Source organism: Borreliella kurtenbachii, assembly GCF_030437945.2.
In the GTDB taxonomy this organism is placed as follows: Bacteria; Spirochaetota; Spirochaetia; order Borreliales; family Borreliaceae; genus Borreliella; species Borreliella carolinensis.
The window spans coordinates 657,198-676,564 of sequence record NZ_CP124058.1; the positions used below are offsets into that span (position 1 = coordinate 657,198).

The 19,367-nt window shown below is 26.8% G+C and carries 11 protein-coding genes and 1 tRNA gene; 4 read left to right on the forward strand and 8 right to left on the reverse strand.

Going from position 1 to position 19,367, the window contains the following annotated elements; genetic code table 11:
* Positions 1–17 precede the first annotated feature (17 nt).
* Positions 18–1,886: a fructose-specific PTS transporter subunit EIIC gene (locus QIA22_RS03730; protein WP_301611862.1), complete on the reverse strand. Its 1,869-nt coding sequence runs from the start codon at positions 1,884–1,886 to the stop codon at positions 18–20.
* 90 nt (positions 1,887–1,976) lie between these two features.
* Here QIA22_RS03730 and pfkB point away from each other — a divergent pair, with 90 nt between their 5' ends.
* A complete protein-coding gene (pfkB, locus tag QIA22_RS03735) occupies positions 1,977–2,900 on the forward strand; it encodes a 1-phosphofructokinase (RefSeq protein WP_301611863.1) in 924 nt (307 codons plus the stop codon).
* Positions 2,901–2,974: 74 nt separating this feature from the next.
* Here the strand turns inward: pfkB and QIA22_RS03740 are convergent, their stop codons facing one another.
* The 6 genes from QIA22_RS03740 to QIA22_RS03765 all read right to left on the reverse strand — a co-directional run bounded on the left by QIA22_RS03740 (position 2,975) and on the right by QIA22_RS03765 (position 13,584).
* Positions 2,975–3,292, reverse strand: coding sequence for a hypothetical protein (locus QIA22_RS03740; RefSeq protein WP_301611864.1), 318 nt, complete (start codon positions 3,290–3,292; stop codon positions 2,975–2,977).
* Positions 3,293–3,440: 148 nt separating this feature from the next.
* A tRNA-Asp gene (locus QIA22_RS03745) sits at positions 3,441–3,514 on the reverse strand.
* A 37-nt stretch (positions 3,515–3,551) separates the two neighbouring features.
* Positions 3,552–5,384, reverse strand: a complete 1,833-nt coding sequence (recD, locus tag QIA22_RS03750) for an exodeoxyribonuclease V subunit alpha (RefSeq protein ID WP_301611865.1) — start codon at positions 5,382–5,384, stop codon at positions 3,552–3,554.
* Positions 5,381–8,890 carry an exodeoxyribonuclease V subunit beta gene (recB, locus tag QIA22_RS03755; protein WP_301611866.1) on the reverse strand — a complete coding sequence of 1,170 codons (3,510 nt, stop codon included), beginning with the start codon at positions 8,888–8,890 and terminating at the stop codon, positions 5,381–5,383. Before recB ends, recD begins: the two co-directional genes overlap by 4 nt.
* Before the next feature lie 5 nt (positions 8,891–8,895).
* Positions 8,896–12,135, reverse strand: a complete 3,240-nt coding sequence (locus QIA22_RS03760; protein ID WP_301611867.1) for a PD-(D/E)XK nuclease family protein — start codon at positions 12,133–12,135, stop codon at positions 8,896–8,898.
* 3 nt (positions 12,136–12,138) lie between these two features.
* Positions 12,139–13,584 (reverse strand): nicotinate phosphoribosyltransferase, encoded by a 1,446-nt coding sequence (locus QIA22_RS03765; protein WP_301611869.1) that lies wholly within the window; start codon positions 13,582–13,584, stop codon positions 12,139–12,141.
* A gap of 127 nt (positions 13,585–13,711) precedes the next feature.
* Between QIA22_RS03765 and zwf the strand changes: the two genes are divergently transcribed.
* From zwf to QIA22_RS03780, 3 genes are all read left to right on the forward strand, one after another.
* Positions 13,712–15,148, forward strand: a complete 1,437-nt coding sequence (gene zwf / locus QIA22_RS03770) for a glucose-6-phosphate dehydrogenase (protein ID WP_301611870.1) — start codon at positions 13,712–13,714, stop codon at positions 15,146–15,148.
* 306 nt (positions 15,149–15,454) lie between these two features.
* Entirely contained in the window at positions 15,455–16,798 is a 1,344-nt protein-coding gene (locus tag QIA22_RS03775) for a Na+/H+ antiporter NhaC family protein (RefSeq protein ID WP_301611871.1), read from the forward strand.
* A 157-nt stretch (positions 16,799–16,955) separates the two neighbouring features.
* Positions 16,956–18,269, forward strand: coding sequence for a Na+/H+ antiporter NhaC family protein (locus tag QIA22_RS03780; protein WP_417281427.1), 1,314 nt, complete (start codon positions 16,956–16,958; stop codon positions 18,267–18,269).
* A gap of 46 nt (positions 18,270–18,315) precedes the next feature.
* On the opposite strand, the gene QIA22_RS03785 is transcribed toward QIA22_RS03780, so the two are convergent.
* Positions 18,316–19,362: an ABC transporter substrate-binding protein gene (locus tag QIA22_RS03785; RefSeq protein WP_301611873.1), complete on the reverse strand. Its 1,047-nt coding sequence runs from the start codon at positions 19,360–19,362 to the stop codon at positions 18,316–18,318.
* Between the last annotated feature and the right edge of the window lie 5 nt (positions 19,363–19,367).

Here is a 19,367-nt window from a genome sequence, read left to right on the forward strand (position 1 = left end):
ATTTCAAGAATATAAACTTAATCGTTTATATTCTTATATTCTTTTTTTAAAATTCCTATTAAAACAGCCGTTATAATAGATCCTACTAAAATAGATATTATCCACATTAATGGGTTTGCTACTATTGGTAGAATAAATATTCCGCCATGTGGCGCTATAACTTCTACCTTGAAAAGTGCAGAAACAAATCCTCCTATAGATGAGCCTAGTATGCATGCGGGTATTACCCTTAAAGGATCTGCTGCTGCAAATGGAATTACTCCTTCTGTAATAAAGCATGCCCCTAAAAAATAACAAACTTTTCCGGATTCTCTTTCTTCTTTTGAGAATCTGTTTTTAAATAAACTTGTGGCAAGAGCAATTCCTATAGGAGGTATCATTCCTCCTGCCATTATGCTTGCATGAGGAATATAATTTTTTGCAGTTATCATTGCAATTCCAAATGCATATGCAGCTTTGTTTACAGGTCCTCCCATATCTATTGCCATCATTCCTCCTAGCAAAGCTCCAAGTATTGCCATATTAGTTCCGCTAAGTTGATTTAGCATATCTGTTATTGATTTATTAATAGCAGATATTGGACTAAGCATTGCATATATCAAAATTCCTGAAATTATAACTGATAAAAAAGGATAAGTTAATACCGGATTTATTCCTCTTAAATTGTTAGGAATGATTTTGTCAGATATTTTTTTTACAGTTAGTGTAACGTAGCCTGAAATAAATCCTGCTAAGATGCCTCCCAGAAATCCTGCATTTCCATTGCTCATCATTAATCCTGTAATCATTCCAGGCGCAAGTCCTGGCCTTTCTGCTATGCTAAATGAAATATAGCCAGCAAGTATTGGGATCATTAAAGCAAATGCGCTTCCACCGCCGATTTGCATCAGAATATCTGCTATTTTATTGTAGCTTGGATCGTTTATGTCAAATGCCTTGATTCCAAACATGAATGATATTGCTATTATTATTCCCCCTGAAACTACAAATGGAAGCATAAATGAGACCCCATTCATTAGGTGTTTATAAATTCCATTTCTTTTGTGTTGTTTTTGGAGAGTTTCAGCGGATGTGTTTGTGTTACCTTTGTAAATTTGAGCTTCGTTTTTAAGAATTGTTTGGATAAGCTCTTTTGCTTTGTGTATGCCTTCTTTTACTCCCACTTCGATTAAAGGTTTTCCCTTAAATCTTTCTTTTTCGATAGTTTTGCCAGATGCAATAATGATTCCCTTTGCTTTTTTTATTTCTTCTTCTGTTATTGGGTTTTCGGTTCCACTAGATCCATTTGTTTCTACTTTTATGTTTATATTTAATTCCAAAGCTGCTTTTTTAAGGCTTTCTGCTGCCATATAGGTATGAGCTATTCCTACAGGGCATGCTGTTACGGCAAGAATGAAATCTTTTTTTGTATTTAAATTATTAGATTCATTTATATTGCCACTGTTCATAATTATTTCTAAAAATCTATCTTCATTACTTGTGCTCATAAGTTCATGTCTTAGTAAGTTGTTGCTAAAAGTATTACTTAGGTATGATATAGCTTTTATATGTGCATTGCTTGGAGTTTTTTCAGGTAGAGCCATCATGAAAAACAGTTTTGAAAGCTTTTGATCAGAAGAATTGAAATCAAAGCCATCCCCAGTAACTCTTAAAATAGCAATTCCGTGTTTTTTAATGAAATCACCTTTTGCATGAGGCATGGCTATATGCTCTTCAATGCCTGTTCCGTTAATTTCTTCTCTTTTTTTAATTTCTTTTATAAATGCTTCCATGTCATTTAAGTATCCATTTTCATTAAACATGCTAGCCATTTTTCTAATTACATCTTCTTTGCTAGTTGCATTATAATTTAAAACAATTAAGTTTTTTGAAAATAAATTTTGCATAATAATCACCTTTATATATTATATAGTGTATGTACATTTATTAAATTTTACTATTTATTTAATTGATTTTATCAATCAAAGGAGATTATCTTGATATATACTTTAACACTCAATCCTTCTGTGGATTATAAAATAGTTTTAAAAGAATTTCAGGAAGAAAGTCTTAATTATGCTTTAAATAACAATTTTTTTGCTGGCGGTAAGGGAATAAATGTAAGCATTGTTCTTAAAAACTTGGGAAAACCCAGCATAGCTTTAGGATTTTTGGGAGGTTTTACAGGTGATTATATAAGATTTTCTCTTGATTCTAAGGGCATAAAAAACGATTTTATTAAAATAAAATATGATACAAGATTAAATATTAAAATGATAGCAAATGGCAGAGAAACAGAAATTAATGCCAATTCTCCAGATATTTCTGAGAATGAATTTGAATTTTTGAAAGATAGACTTAAAAGCTTAACAAGTAATAGTATATTAGTGATGTCAGGAAGTGTTCCCACAGCTCTTGGTGAGAATGCATACAATGAAATAGCTAATAGCATTTCTAATGATGTTAAGCTTATCATTGATACTAGTGGCAAACCTTTGAGAAAAATTTTTAAATTAAATCCCTTTTTAATAAAGCCCAATGTTTATGAACTTGAGGATCTTTTTAATGCTAAGTTTAATTCTACAAAAGAATTGATTAAAATCGGGAAAAATCTTGTAGAAAGTGGGATTCAAAACATTATAATTTCCATGGGAAGTGACGGGGCTATTTTTATTGGTGGTAAAAATGTTGTTTTTAGGGCCTTTGTTCCAAAGATTAATTCTGTTAGCACTATTGGAGCAGGAGACTCTGTGATTGCAGGATTTGTGTATGCTTTTGATAATGGAAATACCTTAAAAGATTCATTTAAATTTGGTGTTGCAGCTGGTACAGCTACGGCATTAAAAGGCAATCTTTGCGAATTTCAAGATGTTAAAAAGATGCTTTGTGAGATCAGGGTTGAGGATATTTGCACTTCTTAATTTTTTAAATAGAGCTGAAGAATTGATTTTAAAACTTTACTGTAGCTTTTTAAAAGCTACAGTATTTAGTTTGCTTAAATTTTTAATTTTGATTTATATAATTTCTTTTTTGCTAGGGCTAGTCCTGTAACTACCGCTAGCAATGCAAGTATAGCCATGCTTGTAAAAAAGCCCGTTGTATTTGATTGAGAGATTTTTGCAGCGATTTCTGTAGTTTGCTCATCGCAAATACAATTAACATATCCGCATATTGGGCAAATCTCTTCTACTCCAAATTGGCTTAAGTTCCCATTTGGAATTACATTTTCTTTTGTTATTGTGTTGGTTTGTGCGAAAACAGATGTTGAAATCAATAGTAAAGTAGTCAAAAATAGACATTTTTGCAGATTCATTTTACATTCTCCTTATAGATTTTCTTTTTTAATTACTTAAATTATAACTTTTAAATTAAAGATTTATAATTTTTTTATTAAAAATTCGCTAGAGTATCAATAAATTCTCTAAGAAAAGCCGTTGACACGATAAATATGAAGTTATCATCGGGAGCGACGGGTCTCGAACCCGCGACCTCCTGCGTGACAGGCAGGCGTTCTAACCATCTGAACTACGCCCCCAAAGCTATTCTTTTAAAAGATTATAGTAGTTTTTAATTTATTTGTCAATTTCTTTAAATGAGTTTACGTGTTCTAGTATTTTTGAATCTCTTTTGCTAGATTTTTTGCTTAGCTTAATAATAGTCTCTTTGTTAGAAATTATTTCTAAGCTGTCCTTGGCTCTTGTTATTGCAGTATACATAAGCTCTTTTGTTAAAAAAGGGTTATTTTCTAATATTACTTTTATATGTTTGTATTCAGATCCTTGGCTTTTGTGTATTGTTGTGGCAAAACTGAATTCATAATTTGTTAGTAAATCTAAATTTATTTTTTTATATTTTTCATCTTTTCTTTGGAATAAAGCATAAAATTTAGAATTTTCATTAAAAATAACACCCCGTTCTCCATTAAATAATTTATTTTTATAGTCAGTTTTAGTTATCATGATTATTTGGCCAATAAAGCTTCCATAGGTCTTTTTTAGGTAAGTTTTTATTATTTCATTTAGTGTTTTAGTTCCAAATTTACCAAAATTTTTTGAACTTAAAATTATATTTTCAAGTAAAGTTTCAAGTATTATTTCAATTTTTGATTCTTTTAGTAATTTAAGATTAAAAGTGGGTATTTTTTTATACAAATTGTTTGTATATTCTATTAGATCTTTTTTTAAGTTTATTTTTTCTATTTCTTTCAATTGAATATTTTTATTGTTATTAATGTATTTGCAAATCAAAGTACTATCTTCTTTGTATATTGCGCTTGAGAGCAAATTTATTTCTTTGTTGCTTCTGAAATTTTCTTTAAGTTCTTCTACATTATCGTTATTTATTTGTTTTATTTCTAAAAGACTTGAATATACATTTCCTTCGTTTACCGATGGGAGTTGATTTTTATCTCCTACCATTATTAACTTAGTGGTTATTGGAGTTGCTTTTAGTAGCTTTAAAAAAGTATATGCATCTACCATTGAAGCTTCGTCAATTATTATTACGTCAAAATTTAATTGATTTTCTTCATCATATAGATTTTTTTTATTTATAAATTTGATTCCCAATAGTTTTTGTATTGTATTGCATTCTATTTCTAAATTTTTAAATGAATAGTCTATACTTGTTTGCAGCCTTAGGCTAGCTTTTCCTGTAGGGGCTGCAATTGCTATTAATCCTTTTTTTTTATTGTTAAATGTTTTGTTAATTGCTTTTAAGATATAGTTAATAGTTGTAGTTTTGCCTGTTCCAGGGCCTCCGCTTAATAGAAAGAAGTTGCTTTTTAATGCCTTTCTCACTGATGTAATTTGCTCTTTATTTAAATTATTGGTATTTAAATTTGATATTATATTTTGTATTTTATTGTCATTTAATTCATTTTTATGGTTTTCTAATCTTTTTATAATTTGTTTTATTAACTCTTCTTCTTCTCTGTAGTTTTTTTGAGTATAAATGTAGATATTGTTTTCCAAAATTAGTGGAGTTGTAATTTTAAGCTTATTAAATTCCATTAGTATGTTGTTTTTTTTTAAAAGCAAAACTATGTTCTTAATAGTTTCTGGATTTCCAAATGTTTCTAACTCTTTTAGCATTTTTATTAATTTGTTGTAACTTTTATTGGTTTTTTCTAGGTTTTCTTTTGTGAATATTATTGTATTTTGAATATCTTTTGCTAATAGATTTATATCAGCTCTTAGGTGGCCTTTATCAAAATAGTTAAATAAAAATATTAAAAATATTGTAATATTTTCATTGTTTGTGAACTTTGCAAGTGTTTGTGCTTTATAACAATTTTTTTTATTGATATTTAAAAGTTCAATTATTTCATATAGTTTAAGTTCAGGGGTTAAGAATTTTTTGTTTTTATCTTTTAAAAATTCTCTTAATACTAAAAAATCTCTCATAAGTGTCTTTTAATGCTTAATTCTAAGATGATTTTATCTAAATCTACGTCGTTAAATTCTGGAAGATTAAAATAAATGCCATTTTCAAATTTTGAATTTAGGCATTCAATATTGTCTTTAAATGCTCTTGTAAAAAGATATATTATCCCGCCAAATTTTTGATTATACTCTCTTTTGTTTTTAAATAATATTTTTTTTATTCCAAGAGCATATATTTTATATTGCAAATCATAATATTCCTTTTTTATTGTATTTTCTAAATTTGTTATATTATAATCATCCTTATCTTTTCCAAGATAGTTTGTTTTGTAATCTAGGATATATATTTTATTATTAGCTTTAAATATGAGATCTACTATTCCTTTTAAATATCCATCACTTAGTTTTATGTGAAGATCTTCAAAGTGTTTGTCAAAAAGATGTTTTTGGTTTTGAAATTCGGGATTTATTTTTATTAAAAATTCCATTTCTTTTTGTAATTCTTCAATATCGCACAGACGAGTATTAATTGCTCTTATATTATAGGTTAGTATGTTATAAATCATTTTAGTTAATGAATTTTGTATTTCTATTGTATTGAGATTTGAGTTAATTTTTTGTATTTGTTTTTCAATAATTCCAATGTTATTTTTTTTAAAATTATCAAATGTATCTTTTGCTGTGCTAAAGATTATTTCTTCCATAGCGGCATGTAAAATGTTCCCGCTGTCTTTTCCTTTAGGCAAAGTCTCTTCTAATCCAGGCTCGTAATCAAGATCTGTTTCTTTTTCGTAGTTAGTATTTTTAAAATCATAGTTTTCATAAAATGCCTTATGATGGGCTTGTGCTGTTAAACTTGAAAAGCTAGATGTATATTCTTTTTTAAACATGTTTTTAATTATTGGTTTTGGCGGAATTAATTTTGTATTTACATTTGTAATGCTTTTTCTTTTATTAAATCTCTTTTGGCCAATAAATTCGTATATGTTAAAGTCATGTTTAATATCATCGATAGTAAAGATTTTTGCTATTTCTAATAATTTGCTAGTTATGCTATTTGTTTTTGTAATAAAAAGAGCAAATTTAGCTCTTGTTGCTCCCACATAAAATATATTTTTTTCTTCGCTTAGTATTTTTAGTCTTGCATATTTTTTATTTTCTTCCAATTTAAAAAAATCATATTCAATTTTGCCTTCTTTATAAAATTTGTAAAATTGATTTTTTTTTGAAAGAAAATTGCTATTTTCTATTGGAGTTGTATTGATTAAAAAAACAATATTCATGCTAAGCCCTTTTGATTTGTGAATTGTCATGAGCTCTATAGATTCATTATCATTGTTTATACTGTTGGGTTTTTCTTCTATTTCTTCAGGCTCTTCGTTTATTATTAAGCTTTCTAAAGTAGAGATTAGAGATTGTATGTTTTGTTCTTTATGATATATTTTAGAGATGATCTCAAGTATTGTTTCATAGGTTTTTAAATTTTCAAGCCTACCTTCTTTAATAAGAAGACCTTTGTAATTTATTTTATTTTTTGCCCATTCAATAATTTTTTGATCTTTGGTGATATTTGCAATTTTGATCCACAAGTTTTTTTCAAATGTGATTTTGTTAATTGCATTTATTAATGTTATTTCATTTTTTTCAAGCAAAGCTGTTATATTTTCAATAAATTCTTCTATAAGGTGAATTTTGTCTTGTTTTATTAAAATTCTTTGCAAATTCCACGGTACATTTAGTATTTTACTGCTTAGAATATAGTTTAGGGTTTTAAAGCTTTGTTTTCGGTCTAAGCATTTAATAATATAGAAAATTTCGCTAAATTCTTTGGTTTTTAAAAATTTTTCTTGAGTTTTGTTTGTTTGGATTTGCTCTTTTTTTAATGCTTTATCTATTAAATTGATTTCATTTTTTCCCCTGCAAAGTACTTTAATGTCTTGCATTTTAATATTTCTAATTTTATCGTTCTGAGCAATTTTTCCATATGCAAGCAAATATTTTATTGTTAATGCTGTTTTTTGGTAAATGTCTTCTTCAGTTTCTGTATTTGCGGTTATTATATTGATTCCTTCTATTTCTTGTCCGTTGATGACGATTTTATTATTGTCGTTTTTTTGATTTGGAAGTGAATTTGTAAATTCAATTTTTTCAATGTCATCAGCTATTGCATTATTGTATATATTATTAAAAATTTTATTTAAAGGCCCTATGAGTTTTTTGCTTGATCTGTGATTTATTTTCAGCACAATTCTAGCGTCTGCGTTGATTTTATTTTTTATTTCTTTGTTATAAAATGAAATGTCTGCTTTTCTAAAGGAATATATTATCTGTTTTGGATCGGCTATGAATATTAATTTTATTCCTGCTGTTTTTAATATTTTAAATATCTCAATTTGTATTAAGCTTAAATCTTGTGCCTCATCAATTAAAATGATTTTGTATCGATTTTTGATTGCATTTAGAAGCTTTTTGTCTGCTGATTTTAAGTGATTTTTTAAATTTGAAATTATGTAATTTTGATCTATTGTGTTTGTTGATTTAATAGTTTTTTCTAGTTCTTCTTCTATATACTTTAGTATTTTGTATTCAACTTTTAAAATAACATATTGCTTTAAATTGTTTCTATTTTTATTTCTATTGTCTTCTGATTTATATTTTTCGTGTTTAATATTAATTCCTAAGCGGATTAAATCATTTTTAATCTTAAGTTCTTTAGACGATAATTTAGAAATTTTTTTAGTTTCTTTTTCTAGTAGAGTTGAAAAAAATTTATTTTTCAATAATGTTTCTGCTATTTTGAATATGTCGTTTTCTTTAGAGTATTCTATTTCAAGTTTGCCGGTTTGAATATGTTTATTGTAAAAGCTTAATATTTCATCTTTTGTCATTTTATCTAAGTCTTCTATTATTTTGTTGTAATCTTTGATCAGCTCTTCCTTTTTAAGAAGAATACTTTCAAATTCTGTTTGGGTTTTAAGCCAATCTCCAAGCTCTTGAGTTGTATCTCTTTCGTAAGCTTTTTTTATTTTTAAAACAATCTCTTCTGTTTTTTTAGCATCAGATTTAAATACTTTAAGTTCGTAGTCTTTAATATCAAGAGCTTGAATCAAGCTATCTGATTTTCTTAAAAAGTCATAAACTATTTCATCTATTTCTTTTGAAAATTTTTCTTTGGGTTTATACTTGGAATAATTTTCTGTTTCAATTTGAAAATTATTTAAGGCATGTAATGCAAATTTATTGATTGTTGATATAAAGAGTTTTTTTGATTGCTCATAAGCTTCTTTTAAAATTTCATTTGTTTTTGAGTTAAGGTAAGTATTTTCTATTACTTTTAGTATTCTTGTGTGCATTTCTTCTGTGGCTTTTTTTGTAAAAGTTAATACCAAGATTTCATTTATGGAGTATAGTTTGGTTTTTATTAAATTTATAACCACATTTTCAAGTATGTGGGTTTTGCCAGTGCCCGCTGATGCTTCTATTAATATTGTTGTGTTATTTTTAATTTTTTCTAGGATTTTGTCCATGGATTTTAATTTTTTGTCCTTACAAATTTAATGTAAAATTTTTCTATTAATGTTAGTAAATTTTCGTCTAACTTGAAATCATGAGTGTCTTTAAATCTGTTATAGTAATCGCAGAGCGTTATTTCGCTAGTTTTTAAGAATCTTTCGTGTGCTTTGCTTGTGAAATAAACTTTAGAAGGATTTTTTATCTGCATTTTTATAAAATTCTTAAAACAATTTGAAAAATTATTTTGATTTATTTTTGTTAAAATTTTAATTATCAAGCTTTGGTAAATTGGAGTTGGATAGCTTGATATGTATGCAAATTGCATAAGCATATTTTCAATGTCTTCAATTAATATTTCTTTGTGATGATAACAAATAGTTGTTTTTGCTGTTAAGCTTTCAAGATCAATTTTTACTTCCGTTAATGAATTGAAATTTTGTATTTCTTTTTTTATTAGCAGTCCTGTTATGTATAAATCTATTTCATTTTTTATTTTATCCGGGATACTACAACAGTCTTTTTTTACAAAATTTAAATAAAAATAATCGTTTTCGACTTTATATATATTCTCAATATCTTTTTTTAATTCAAATTCTATATTTTTTTTTTGAAAATTTAGTTTTATCGTTTTACAAAATTTAATTTTGCTTTTTGTCATTGCTGAAAGCTTTTTTAAGCTTTCAGTAGCATTATATTTTAATTTATTTATTTTTTTAAAGATTTCATTTGTAGTTGTTTTTTGGTCTATGTTGAAAGGAATGCTTCCTTGTTGTATTTCATATCTAATGTGGTTTTTAATAATTTCTATTACTATTTTTACATCATCTTTTTTCCCCATTATGTATTCATGAAGTAGTGTTGAATTTTTTATAAGTCTGTAAATAATTTCAATAACACTGAAAATTTGTTCTTCTTGTTTTTCTTTGATTTCATTTTCTAATCTTATGTCTTGTATTTTTACGTTTAAAGTTTTTTCATAAAAATGTTTGTAAGGGTTAGAAAGGGCGTTTTTTAATTCGTATAAAGTTAGCTTAATTGGGCTTTCTAGTTTGATTTTATTTTGCTTGAACTTAATCGATTTAGAATTTTGTAGTATTTTTGCGATATTAAAGGCTTCTGGATCATAGTTTATTAAATAATTTTCCTTTACATCTTTAAAATATGCTAGATCGTGGTTTTCATTTGGATGTTTTTCTATTTGAAAATTTTTTTCATACTTTTGTATGTGTTCAAGTATTTTGTTGATTGTTTTTGATGTATTAATTTCTGGGCTTAAGGTGTCTTGAAATGAACAGTAAAGGTAAAATTTTTCTGATGTTGCAAAAATCAAATTAAAAAGAGCCGTTATTGTCTCTTTTTCGGTGTTTTCATGCTCATAGTATTCATTTAATAAATTCATATTATCATAATTTATATTGGAGTTGAATTTTTGAAATCCCAAAAAATGAATTTCTTTTTTTTGAAGATATTCTATTTCTTTGTAATTGGCAATCAATATTCCATTTTTTTTATACATTACTCCGTATTTTTCTTTTTCAATACTTTCTTCAAGCATAATCTTAAAAAGGTAAAATTCAATTTTTATTTCATTAATTTCTTTTAAATAGTTTTTGTAAAGATTGTCATTTAAATCTCTGGGAAAATTTTTAAAGGATTTTATCTTATTTTGTAAATATTCATCGGTTGTATTAAATTCTTCAAGATCAATATATTTTTGAATAAAAATTTCTATGATTTCTGCCCATTCATATACTTTATATGCCTTATTTTTAAAATAGTTTATATCTTCGTACAAACTTTTTACTATTGTTATAAGTTTCATTATTGATTCTTGATCTTGAAATCTTGTGCTTTCTTTTTGAGTTTCTTCTTCGTATTTTTCGTCAAATATTTCAGACATTAAAAATCGATTAAATCCATCTTCCCAAGAGTTTAAAAAGCTTTGATCATAATTTAAATTTTCTTTGTGAGTTTTGTTTGCGCCAAAACTAATGTTCATTGTGTCGCTAAATTCTATTAAATAGTTTAATTCAGATGTTGATATATTAAATTTTTTCATTACTTTGTTGTTGCTTAGTAGATCAAATATTTCTTTTCTACTGAAATTGCTAATTGTTCCGTTTTTTGATATGAAAAGATCCATTAGCTTTTTTAAGGCTATTATGCTTTCTCCTATTGACAAATTGTTATAACATAGAACGCTGTATTCGATTTCATATTTATTTAGGCACTCTTCTATATATGGCAAATATTCATTAAATTTTTCTTGCAAACAAGTTATTGCTATGTCGCTTAATTTCAGGTTATTTTGTTGCATTGAGTGTATTATTTGATTTGTCAAAATTTCTACTTCGCGTTTTTGATTTTTGGCTTCTATTATTTTAAAGCTATCGTCTAATTTTGAAATTGGAGTTTTTGCTATGATATTATTTTTAATGCTTGTTAAAAAATTTTTACCTTTAAATAATTCAATGTCTACTTTTTCTAAAGCTTGATATTTTATTGGGTTGATTTTTGCTTTTGTTAACAACAATTCTTCAACAAGGGTAGATTCATAGTTGAGCAAATCTTCAAAAATTAACACATGCACTTCAAAATCAAAAATTTTTTCTAAAGAGTTGAGAATTTTTTTCTCAATCTCTCTGTTATTGTCAATAAATATTATTTTTTTAATTTCAATTTCTATATTTTTTGTTGGGGTTTCCTGAATTATTTTTTTATTTAAGTTTAAAATATTTTTTTGCTTTTCAAAGAGTTTTTTAAACAATTCTTTTTGCATATTCTCGTAGGGCTTTAAATTTTCTTCTTGGAATAAAAATCCATTGTCTTCCCACGTTTCAATTAATTTTGAAAATTTTGAGTAATAATGGTGGAATAAATCTATTATTTTTGATGCAAAAAAGTATCTATTTTTTGTTGATTTGAAATCTTTTATGTATTTTAGTTTTTCATTTTTCAATATGTTATATAAAATGAATTTTTCTGTTTCCAAGTAAAATGAGAAAGTGTTCTCTTCTATGTATTTTTTTATATTGGGATTTTTTAAAGAAATTTCATATATGCTTTTTATAGCATTTTTTTTAATATTTAGATTATAAGAAATCCCATTTAGTTTTGCTATAGTTTTTTTAATTTCTTCTCTTAAAAGATCATTTTTTACTATTATGAGTGTTTCTTTTTTAAAAATATTGTCGTTTTGAGTTAGTTCTTTTATTTTATTATAAATTTTATTTACTTCGTTAGTTTTATATATATACATATATTAATTGTTTTTGATATCTTTTATGAGCTTGTTTTTTAACTTTCTTAAGTTTTTACTGATGCTTACTTTATATATGTGGGGATTAATTATTCTTCTGTACGTATGTTCAAGTTTGCTTAAGTCAAGCTTGGTTTTATTTCTAATATTGTTTAAGCTAGGCTCATAGCCTTTGCAAAGTTTTCCATTTTCTAAGACAGTGTGAATTAGAAATTCAAAATCGTCATATTGTTTGATGATTTTAAAAATGTTGTCTTGTATTGGATGAAAAACGGTAAATTCTTTTCTTGAATCTAGATGGTCTTTGATTTTATCTTTTTCTTCTTTTAGAAAGATAAAATCAAGGATCATTTGGCCATTTAAATAGATTCTTGCAACTTCTTTTTGCTCAGGCAATGTGGATTTTTCTGCGTTATTTGATATTTTTATTTTTGGTATAAATTCCCCATTTTTTTCTATAGAGATCATTTTATATACTCCTGAAAGGTTTGGATCTCCTTTTGCTGTAACTAAATTTGTTCCAACACCCCAAATATCAATTGGAGCATTTATTGAATTTAAGTACATGATAATATTTTCGTCAAGCTCATTAGATGCAATAATTTTTACATGATTTAATCCATTTTGGTTTAATTCTTTTCTTGCGGCTTTACTTAAATATTCAAGATCCCCACTGTCAATTCTTATTGAAAAATTATTTTTCTCTTCTTGTTTTAGTTCTTTAAATACTTTGATGGCATTTTTTAATCCGCTGTTAAGCGTGTCATAAGTATCGATTAGTAAACTTACTTTGTTTGGATATGTTTTTGCATATTCTCTGAATGCTTGCTCTTCGGTTTCAAAGCTCATTACCCAACTATGAGCCATTGTTCCTGTGACTGGTATATTGTATTTATATCCAGCAAGCATATTGCTTGTAAAGTCTGCTCCTCCTATGTAGGCGGCCTTGCTGGCAGAGAGTGCCCCATTTATTCCTTGTGCTCTTCTTAGCCCAAGTTCTGCTAAAATTTTTGCACCAGATTCTTTTATTCTAGAGGTTTTTGTTGCTATCAAACTTTCAAAGTTTATTATATTTAAAACTAGTCCTTCTATTAATAATAATTCTATTAAGCGCCCTTCAATTACAACTACTGGAGTATAGGGGAAAACTAGGCGACCCTCTTCTATTGAGTTTATTTTTATGTTTAGTTTGAATTCTTTTAGAAAGTTTAAAAATTGTTTATCTAACATATTAAAGCTTTTTAAATATTCAAGCTCATTTTCTCCAAAACGAATATTTTTTAATTCATTAATTAATGTGTGCATTCCAGCTAAAACAATATATCCATTTTTAAATGGTGTTTTTCTGAAAAATACTTCAAATTTTGCTTTAGGATTAATACCTTTTGTAAAATAAGCATTCATCATTGAAATTTCATAAAAATCTGTAAATAGTGATAGATTTTTCATTCTCCTTATTATATACTAGTTTTGTTTATAAAAAAATGATATTTAATTTGAGCTTAACTTTTATTGTTGATATTTGTATATATGGTTTTTCAAAATATAATAAATTGACCAGATTGGACTAAATTCTATGAAAGAAAAAAGTGTTTCTAATTTTGATATTGTAATTTTTGGAGTTACCGGGAATTTGTCTAGAAAAAAGCTTATTCCTTCACTTTTTAATTTATTTAAAAATAAATGTATTAGCAATTTTAGGGTTATTGGTTTTTCTCGTAAAATTTTTACAGATAAAGAATTTAGATTGTATATTAAAGATTCTTTATGGCAGGAAGAGACCAATTCATTGATTGAAATTTTTTTAAATTTTTTTGTTTATGTATTTGGTGATTTTAATGAAAAGGAGCCTTATAAAAATTTATTTAAATTTTTAGATAAAAATCGAGAAACGATATATTATCTTTCGACGTCTCCTACATTTTATGGACCTATAATTAATCATTTGAAAAGGTGTTTTTTAAGCGAAAGATTGACTTTGTCAAAAATAGTTCTTGAGAAGCCTTTTGGTTCTAGCCTTGAGACAGCAAAAAAATTAAATAGCTTGCTTTATTCTGCTTTTAAAGAAGATCAAATTTATAGAATAGATCACTATTTAGGTAAAGAGACGGTTCAAAATATTTTTACATTTAGATTTGGCAATTCTATTTTTGAAAATATTTGGAATAATCGTTATGTGGATTTTGTTCAGATTACGGTAGCAGAAGAATTAGGGCTTGATGGAAGAGTAGAGTATTACGATTCTGTTGGAGCTTTGAAGGATATGGTTCAAAATCATATTTTACAATTGTTAAGCCTTGTTGCAATGGAGTCTCCTATTAAATTTGATTCTCAGTTTATTCATGATGAAAAAGTAAAAGTTTTAAAAAGCTTGAGGAAAATTAGCAAAGAGGATATTAAGAATTACATTGTTAAGGGTCAATATATAGGTTCAAAAGTTCAAGGGGTTTTTAAAAAAGGTTATAAAGATGAAACAGAATTTTTGGGAAATTCAAATACTGAAACTTATTTAGCTATGAAAGTGTTTATTAATAATTGGCGTTGGTCCGGTGTTCCTTTTTATCTTAGAACTGGCAAAGGTCTTGCTAGGAAATTTTCAGAAATATATATTCAATTTAAAAAACCAAGCTTTACCCTTTTTAACAATAGTTCTGTTGATTTTTCCAATGCTTTAATATTTAGAATTCAGCCAAGGGATGGAATTGAGATTAAATTCAATACCAAAAAACCCGGATATAATTATGAAATTCAAACTGCTAATATGGAATTTTCATATCACGGGACATTTAAAAGATTGTTTGATGAGGCTTATGAGCGTTTATTGTTAGACGCTTTTTTAGGGGATGGTACTTTGTATGCAACAAGTGATGAGATTGAAAGTTCTTGGGAATTTGTTTCAGATATTTCAAATAAATGGGCAGATATTGAAATTTGTAATTATTTTTATGGCTCTGAAGGGCCAAAAGAGATAGACTCTATTTTAGAAAAAGATCATTTTTGGCGCAAAATTTAATTTTCTAGTTTTTTAAAAGATATTTTGTAAATAGATAAATGAGATAAAATTTTTTATATAATTTATTCTTATTCCTTTTTAGCGCTTGCTTTATTTATAATGAGTTTCCTTAGATTTTTATTTCTTGTGACTTAGTAGTAAAGTTTTTGATAAATTTTATTTTTCTTTTTAAATATTTTAAGAGAATTGGGGATTTTTGTTTTTGATTTGATTGCAAATTTATGCATCGGTTAATAATTTGAGGTATCATTTAAAAATATAGGTAATCTTTTTTATAAAAACGGTGCTTATATTTAAAGGATGTATATGAAAAATATTGAAGTAAGAGGGCAGCCAAATTTTCTTGGGCTTATTCCTTTTTTTGTTTTTATTATTATCTATTTAGGCACGGGGATTTATTTAGGGGTTGTTGGTGTGGAAATGGCCTTTTACCAGCTGCCGGCTAGTGTTGCAATGTTTTTAGCTTCCATTGTTTGTTTTTTGGTGTTTAAAGGAAAATTTTCCGATAAAATTCACATATTTATTAAAGGGGCTGCTCAGTACGATATTATACTGATGTGTCTTATTTTTATGCTTTCGGGAGCTTTTTCTTCTCTTTGCAAAGAAATAGGCTGTGTTGAAACTGTAGCAAATTTGGGAATTAAGTATATTAATCCCAATTGGATTGTTTCTGGTATATTTTTTGTAACTTGCTTTCTCTCTTTTTCTGCTGGTACTTCTGTTGGATCTATTGTTGCAATTGCTCCTATTGCTTTTAATATTGCTGTTAAAAGCGGTATTAATCCGAATTTAATAGCAGCATCTGTAATGTGTGGGGCTATGTTTGGAGATAATCTTTCTTTAATATCAGATACAACAATTGTTTCTAGTCGAACTCAAGGTAGCAGCATCTTAGATGTTTTTATTAGTAGCAGTTTTTATGCTTTTCCATCTGCTATACTAACCTTTTTTTCTTTTTTCTTTCTTTCTGAAAATTTGTCCAATACCACAAGTTTTTTACATGAAAGTTCAATAGATTTGGTGAAAACTGTGCCTTATTTAATGATTATATTTTTTTCATTGGCCGGAATGAATGTTTTTATAGTTCTTTTTTTAGGCATTTTTTCTATATGTCTTATTAGCATTTTGTATGGCAATTTATACTTTCTAGATGTAATGAAAAACATTAATAAAGGATTTTTAAATATGGCAGATTTAATTTTTCTCTCAATTTTAACAGGGGGAGTTTCTTTTGCTGTGATTCATAATGGAGGCTTTAAATGGCTACTTATTAAATTAAAATCTTTGATTAGAGGAAAAAGTTCAGCGGAATTTTCTATTGGGGCTTTTGTTTCAATAGTTGATGTTTTTCTTGCTAATAACACAATTGCCATACTTATTTGCGGCAAAGTGGCAAAAAAGATAGCTTTTGAAAATAACATCAGTGTTCAAAGAAGTGCTTCTATTTTAGATATGTTCTCTTGTATTTTCCAAGGCATTATTCCTTATGGTGCTCAAATGATTATTTTAGTAAACTTTTCAAATGGACTTGTGTCGCCAATTAGTGTTTTGCCATTTTTGGTTTATTTTGGATTTTTATTGTTTTTTGTTATTTTATCTATTTTGGGGCTTGATATAAAAAAAGTTTTTTTATTTTTTAAAAAAAAATAAAAATTTTAAAAATTTTAAGATTTGCATTGTTCAATTTTTTTGATTTTATTTAGAATAAATTGTTCTTAATTATGTTATATGATTTAGGAGGTTAAAATTGGAAAGAGATTTGAAATTAGAAAGAGAACCCAATGTAGTTCCAAATTTTTGGGGGCTTATGCCTTTTTTTCTTTTTATAGGGATTTATATTGGCACAGGACTTGTTCTTTATTTTAATGGTGTAGAAAAAGCATTTTATCAAATGCCCCCTGTAGTTGCTATGTTTATTGCTATTGTTTTGACATTTATTATCTTTAGGGGATCTTTTTTGGCAAAAATGAATAAATTCATTGAGGGATGCGCTCAACAAGATGTTATTTTTATATCTTTAATATTTATGTTATCCGGTGCTTTTTCTGCTGTTTGTAAAGAAATAGGAAGTGTTGATGCTGTAGTAAATATTGGCCTTAAATATGTCCCATTGAATTTGCTAGTATGCGGCATTTTTTTAATTACTCTTTTTTTATCTTTTTCTACTGGAAGTTTTATGGGGACTGTTGTTGCTGTTGCTCCTATTGCCTTGGAACTTGCAGATAAGGTTAACATTCCCCTTCCATTGATTGCCGGTACTATTCTTAGCGCTGGTGCATTTGGGGATAATATGTCTTTAATATCAGATACCCCTATTATTTCAAGTCATACTCAAAAAGTTAATATCGTTGATGTTTTTAAAAATGGAGCTTTTTATACGTTTCCAGCAGCAATTTTAGCAAGTATTACTTTTGCATTTTTAGGTTCTTATTATTGCAAGACCGATAGTTTTATTATTGAGCCTGGTGAGATAAATTTTTTTAAAATTATTCCATATATTTTTGTTATGGCTGTTGCAATTTCAGGCTTTGATGTATTTTTAGCCTTGTTTTTGGGTATTGTTGTTGCTGGTATTATTGGAATTTATTACGCAGATGTTACTTTTTTGTTGCTGGCTAAAAAAATCAATGAAGGATTTTTAGGCCTAGGAGAAATGTTTATTCTTGTTATTTCTACAGGTGGAATTTCTTATATGACAATTAAGTATGGGGGGTTTGATTGGTTACTCTTAAAATTGCAAAAAATGTCAAAATCTAAAAAAACTTCGGAATTTGTCATTGTTGTTTTAGTTGGCATTTTAACCATGTTTCTTGCAAATAATGGGCTTGCTATTTTAATGAGTGGTTCTGTTGTAAGATCAATAACTAAGGAGAATAATTTAAATTCAAATCGTATTGCGGCTTTACTTTGTATGTCTTCTTGCTTTTTTTTAAGTATTTTGCCTCATAGTATGCATGTTATAGCTCTTATAGATTTTACAAAAGGCAAGCTTTCTCCTTTTGACATTTTTCCATTTTTAATTTATCAAGGATTTTTGGTCTTATTGATTGCTTTGTCTATAATTGGACTTGATATAAAATTAGTATTTAAATCTTTTTTAAAAAATAGTCACGAAACTTAAAAGCTTTTAAAATTTAAAGCTTTTAAGTTATTTTGAATTTAAATATTCAAGAAGATAGATTTAAATATATTTTGAGGATTTCTTCTTTTATTTTTTTAGGTATTTTTTTAAAAATTTCAAATTTGGAAAAATCTTTTGGTATAAATTTTTCTTCTAAATATAATTTCATTTCGGGGTTATTTTTTGCTTCTTCTTCTATTCTTTTTATTACGTTTTTGTTTGGAGAATTATATCTAGTTTCTTTGAAATTTTTGTAAGATGGTTCATTTTCGTATAAAAAGTTTATGAACTTGTAAGCCAAGTTTTTATTTGGAGCATCAATAGGAATTACAAATGCATCTATCCATAAATTGGTGTTTTCCGGTGCATAAAAATCTAAATTTTTGTCTTTTAGCATAGCGCTTTGTGCTTCACCGCTCCATGTGAGTTGAATAGATGCTTCTCCATTTAGCATTAATGATTTTGCTGGCACATCTGAGAAATATCCGATTAATAGTGGATTTTGGATTTTTAAAAGTTCCCCAGCTTCTTTGATTTTATCTGCATCATGTTCATTTATTGAGTATCCAAGTTTTTTTAAAGCAACCCCAATATTGTCTTTAGGGGAATCTAGCATTGTAATTTCTTTTTTATATTTTTTATTAAATAATATGTCAAAACCTTTCATGTCATTTAAATCTATTTTATTTTTATTGTAAAGTATGCCCATTAATCCCCAGTAGGCCGGCACTGAATAAAGATTGCCAGGATCATGTTCTAAGTTTGTAAGATTTTGAGTAATATTTTTTGTTACATTTGGCAATTTTGAGTAATCTAATTTTTCAATTTTGCCCTCATCGATTAATTCTTGGATTAAATATTCTGATGGGACTATTATATCGTAGTAATTATTTGTGTTGTTAAATTTAGCCATCATTTCTTCATTGTTATGAAAGATTTCATAATTAATTTTTATATTGTTTTCCTTTTCAAATTGATCTAATAAAGTCTCGTCAATATATTCTGCCCAATTAAATACGTTTAAAGTTATTGTGTCTTTTTTAGTACAAGCAAAAGTTGTAAGAATTACTATTAATATAAAAATTTTTTTCATAAGTA

Coding starts and splice junctions, on each gene's coding strand:
- QIA22_RS03785 (WP_301611873.1), bottom strand. CDS start 19,362: ATGAAAAAAATTTTTATATTAATAGTAATTCTTACAACTTTTGCTTGT.
- QIA22_RS03730 (WP_301611862.1), bottom strand. CDS start 1,886: ATGCAAAATTTATTTTCAAAAAACTTAATTGTTTTAAATTATAATGCA.
- recB (WP_301611866.1), bottom strand. CDS start 8,890: ATGGACAAAATCCTAGAAAAAATTAAAAATAACACAACAATATTAATA.
- QIA22_RS03740 (WP_301611864.1), bottom strand. CDS start 3,292: ATGAATCTGCAAAAATGTCTATTTTTGACTACTTTACTATTGATTTCA.
- QIA22_RS03760 (WP_301611867.1), bottom strand. CDS start 12,135: ATGTATATATATAAAACTAACGAAGTAAATAAAATTTATAATAAAATA.
- QIA22_RS03765 (WP_301611869.1), bottom strand. CDS start 13,584: ATGAAAAATCTATCACTATTTACAGATTTTTATGAAATTTCAATGATG.
- zwf (WP_301611870.1), top strand. CDS start 13,712: ATGAAAGAAAAAAGTGTTTCTAATTTTGATATTGTAATTTTTGGAGTT.
- QIA22_RS03780 (WP_417281427.1), top strand. CDS start 16,956: ATGCCTTTTTTTCTTTTTATAGGGATTTATATTGGCACAGGACTTGTT.
- recD (WP_301611865.1), bottom strand. CDS start 5,384: ATGAGAGATTTTTTAGTATTAAGAGAATTTTTAAAAGATAAAAACAAA.
- QIA22_RS03775 (WP_301611871.1), top strand. CDS start 15,455: ATGAAAAATATTGAAGTAAGAGGGCAGCCAAATTTTCTTGGGCTTATT.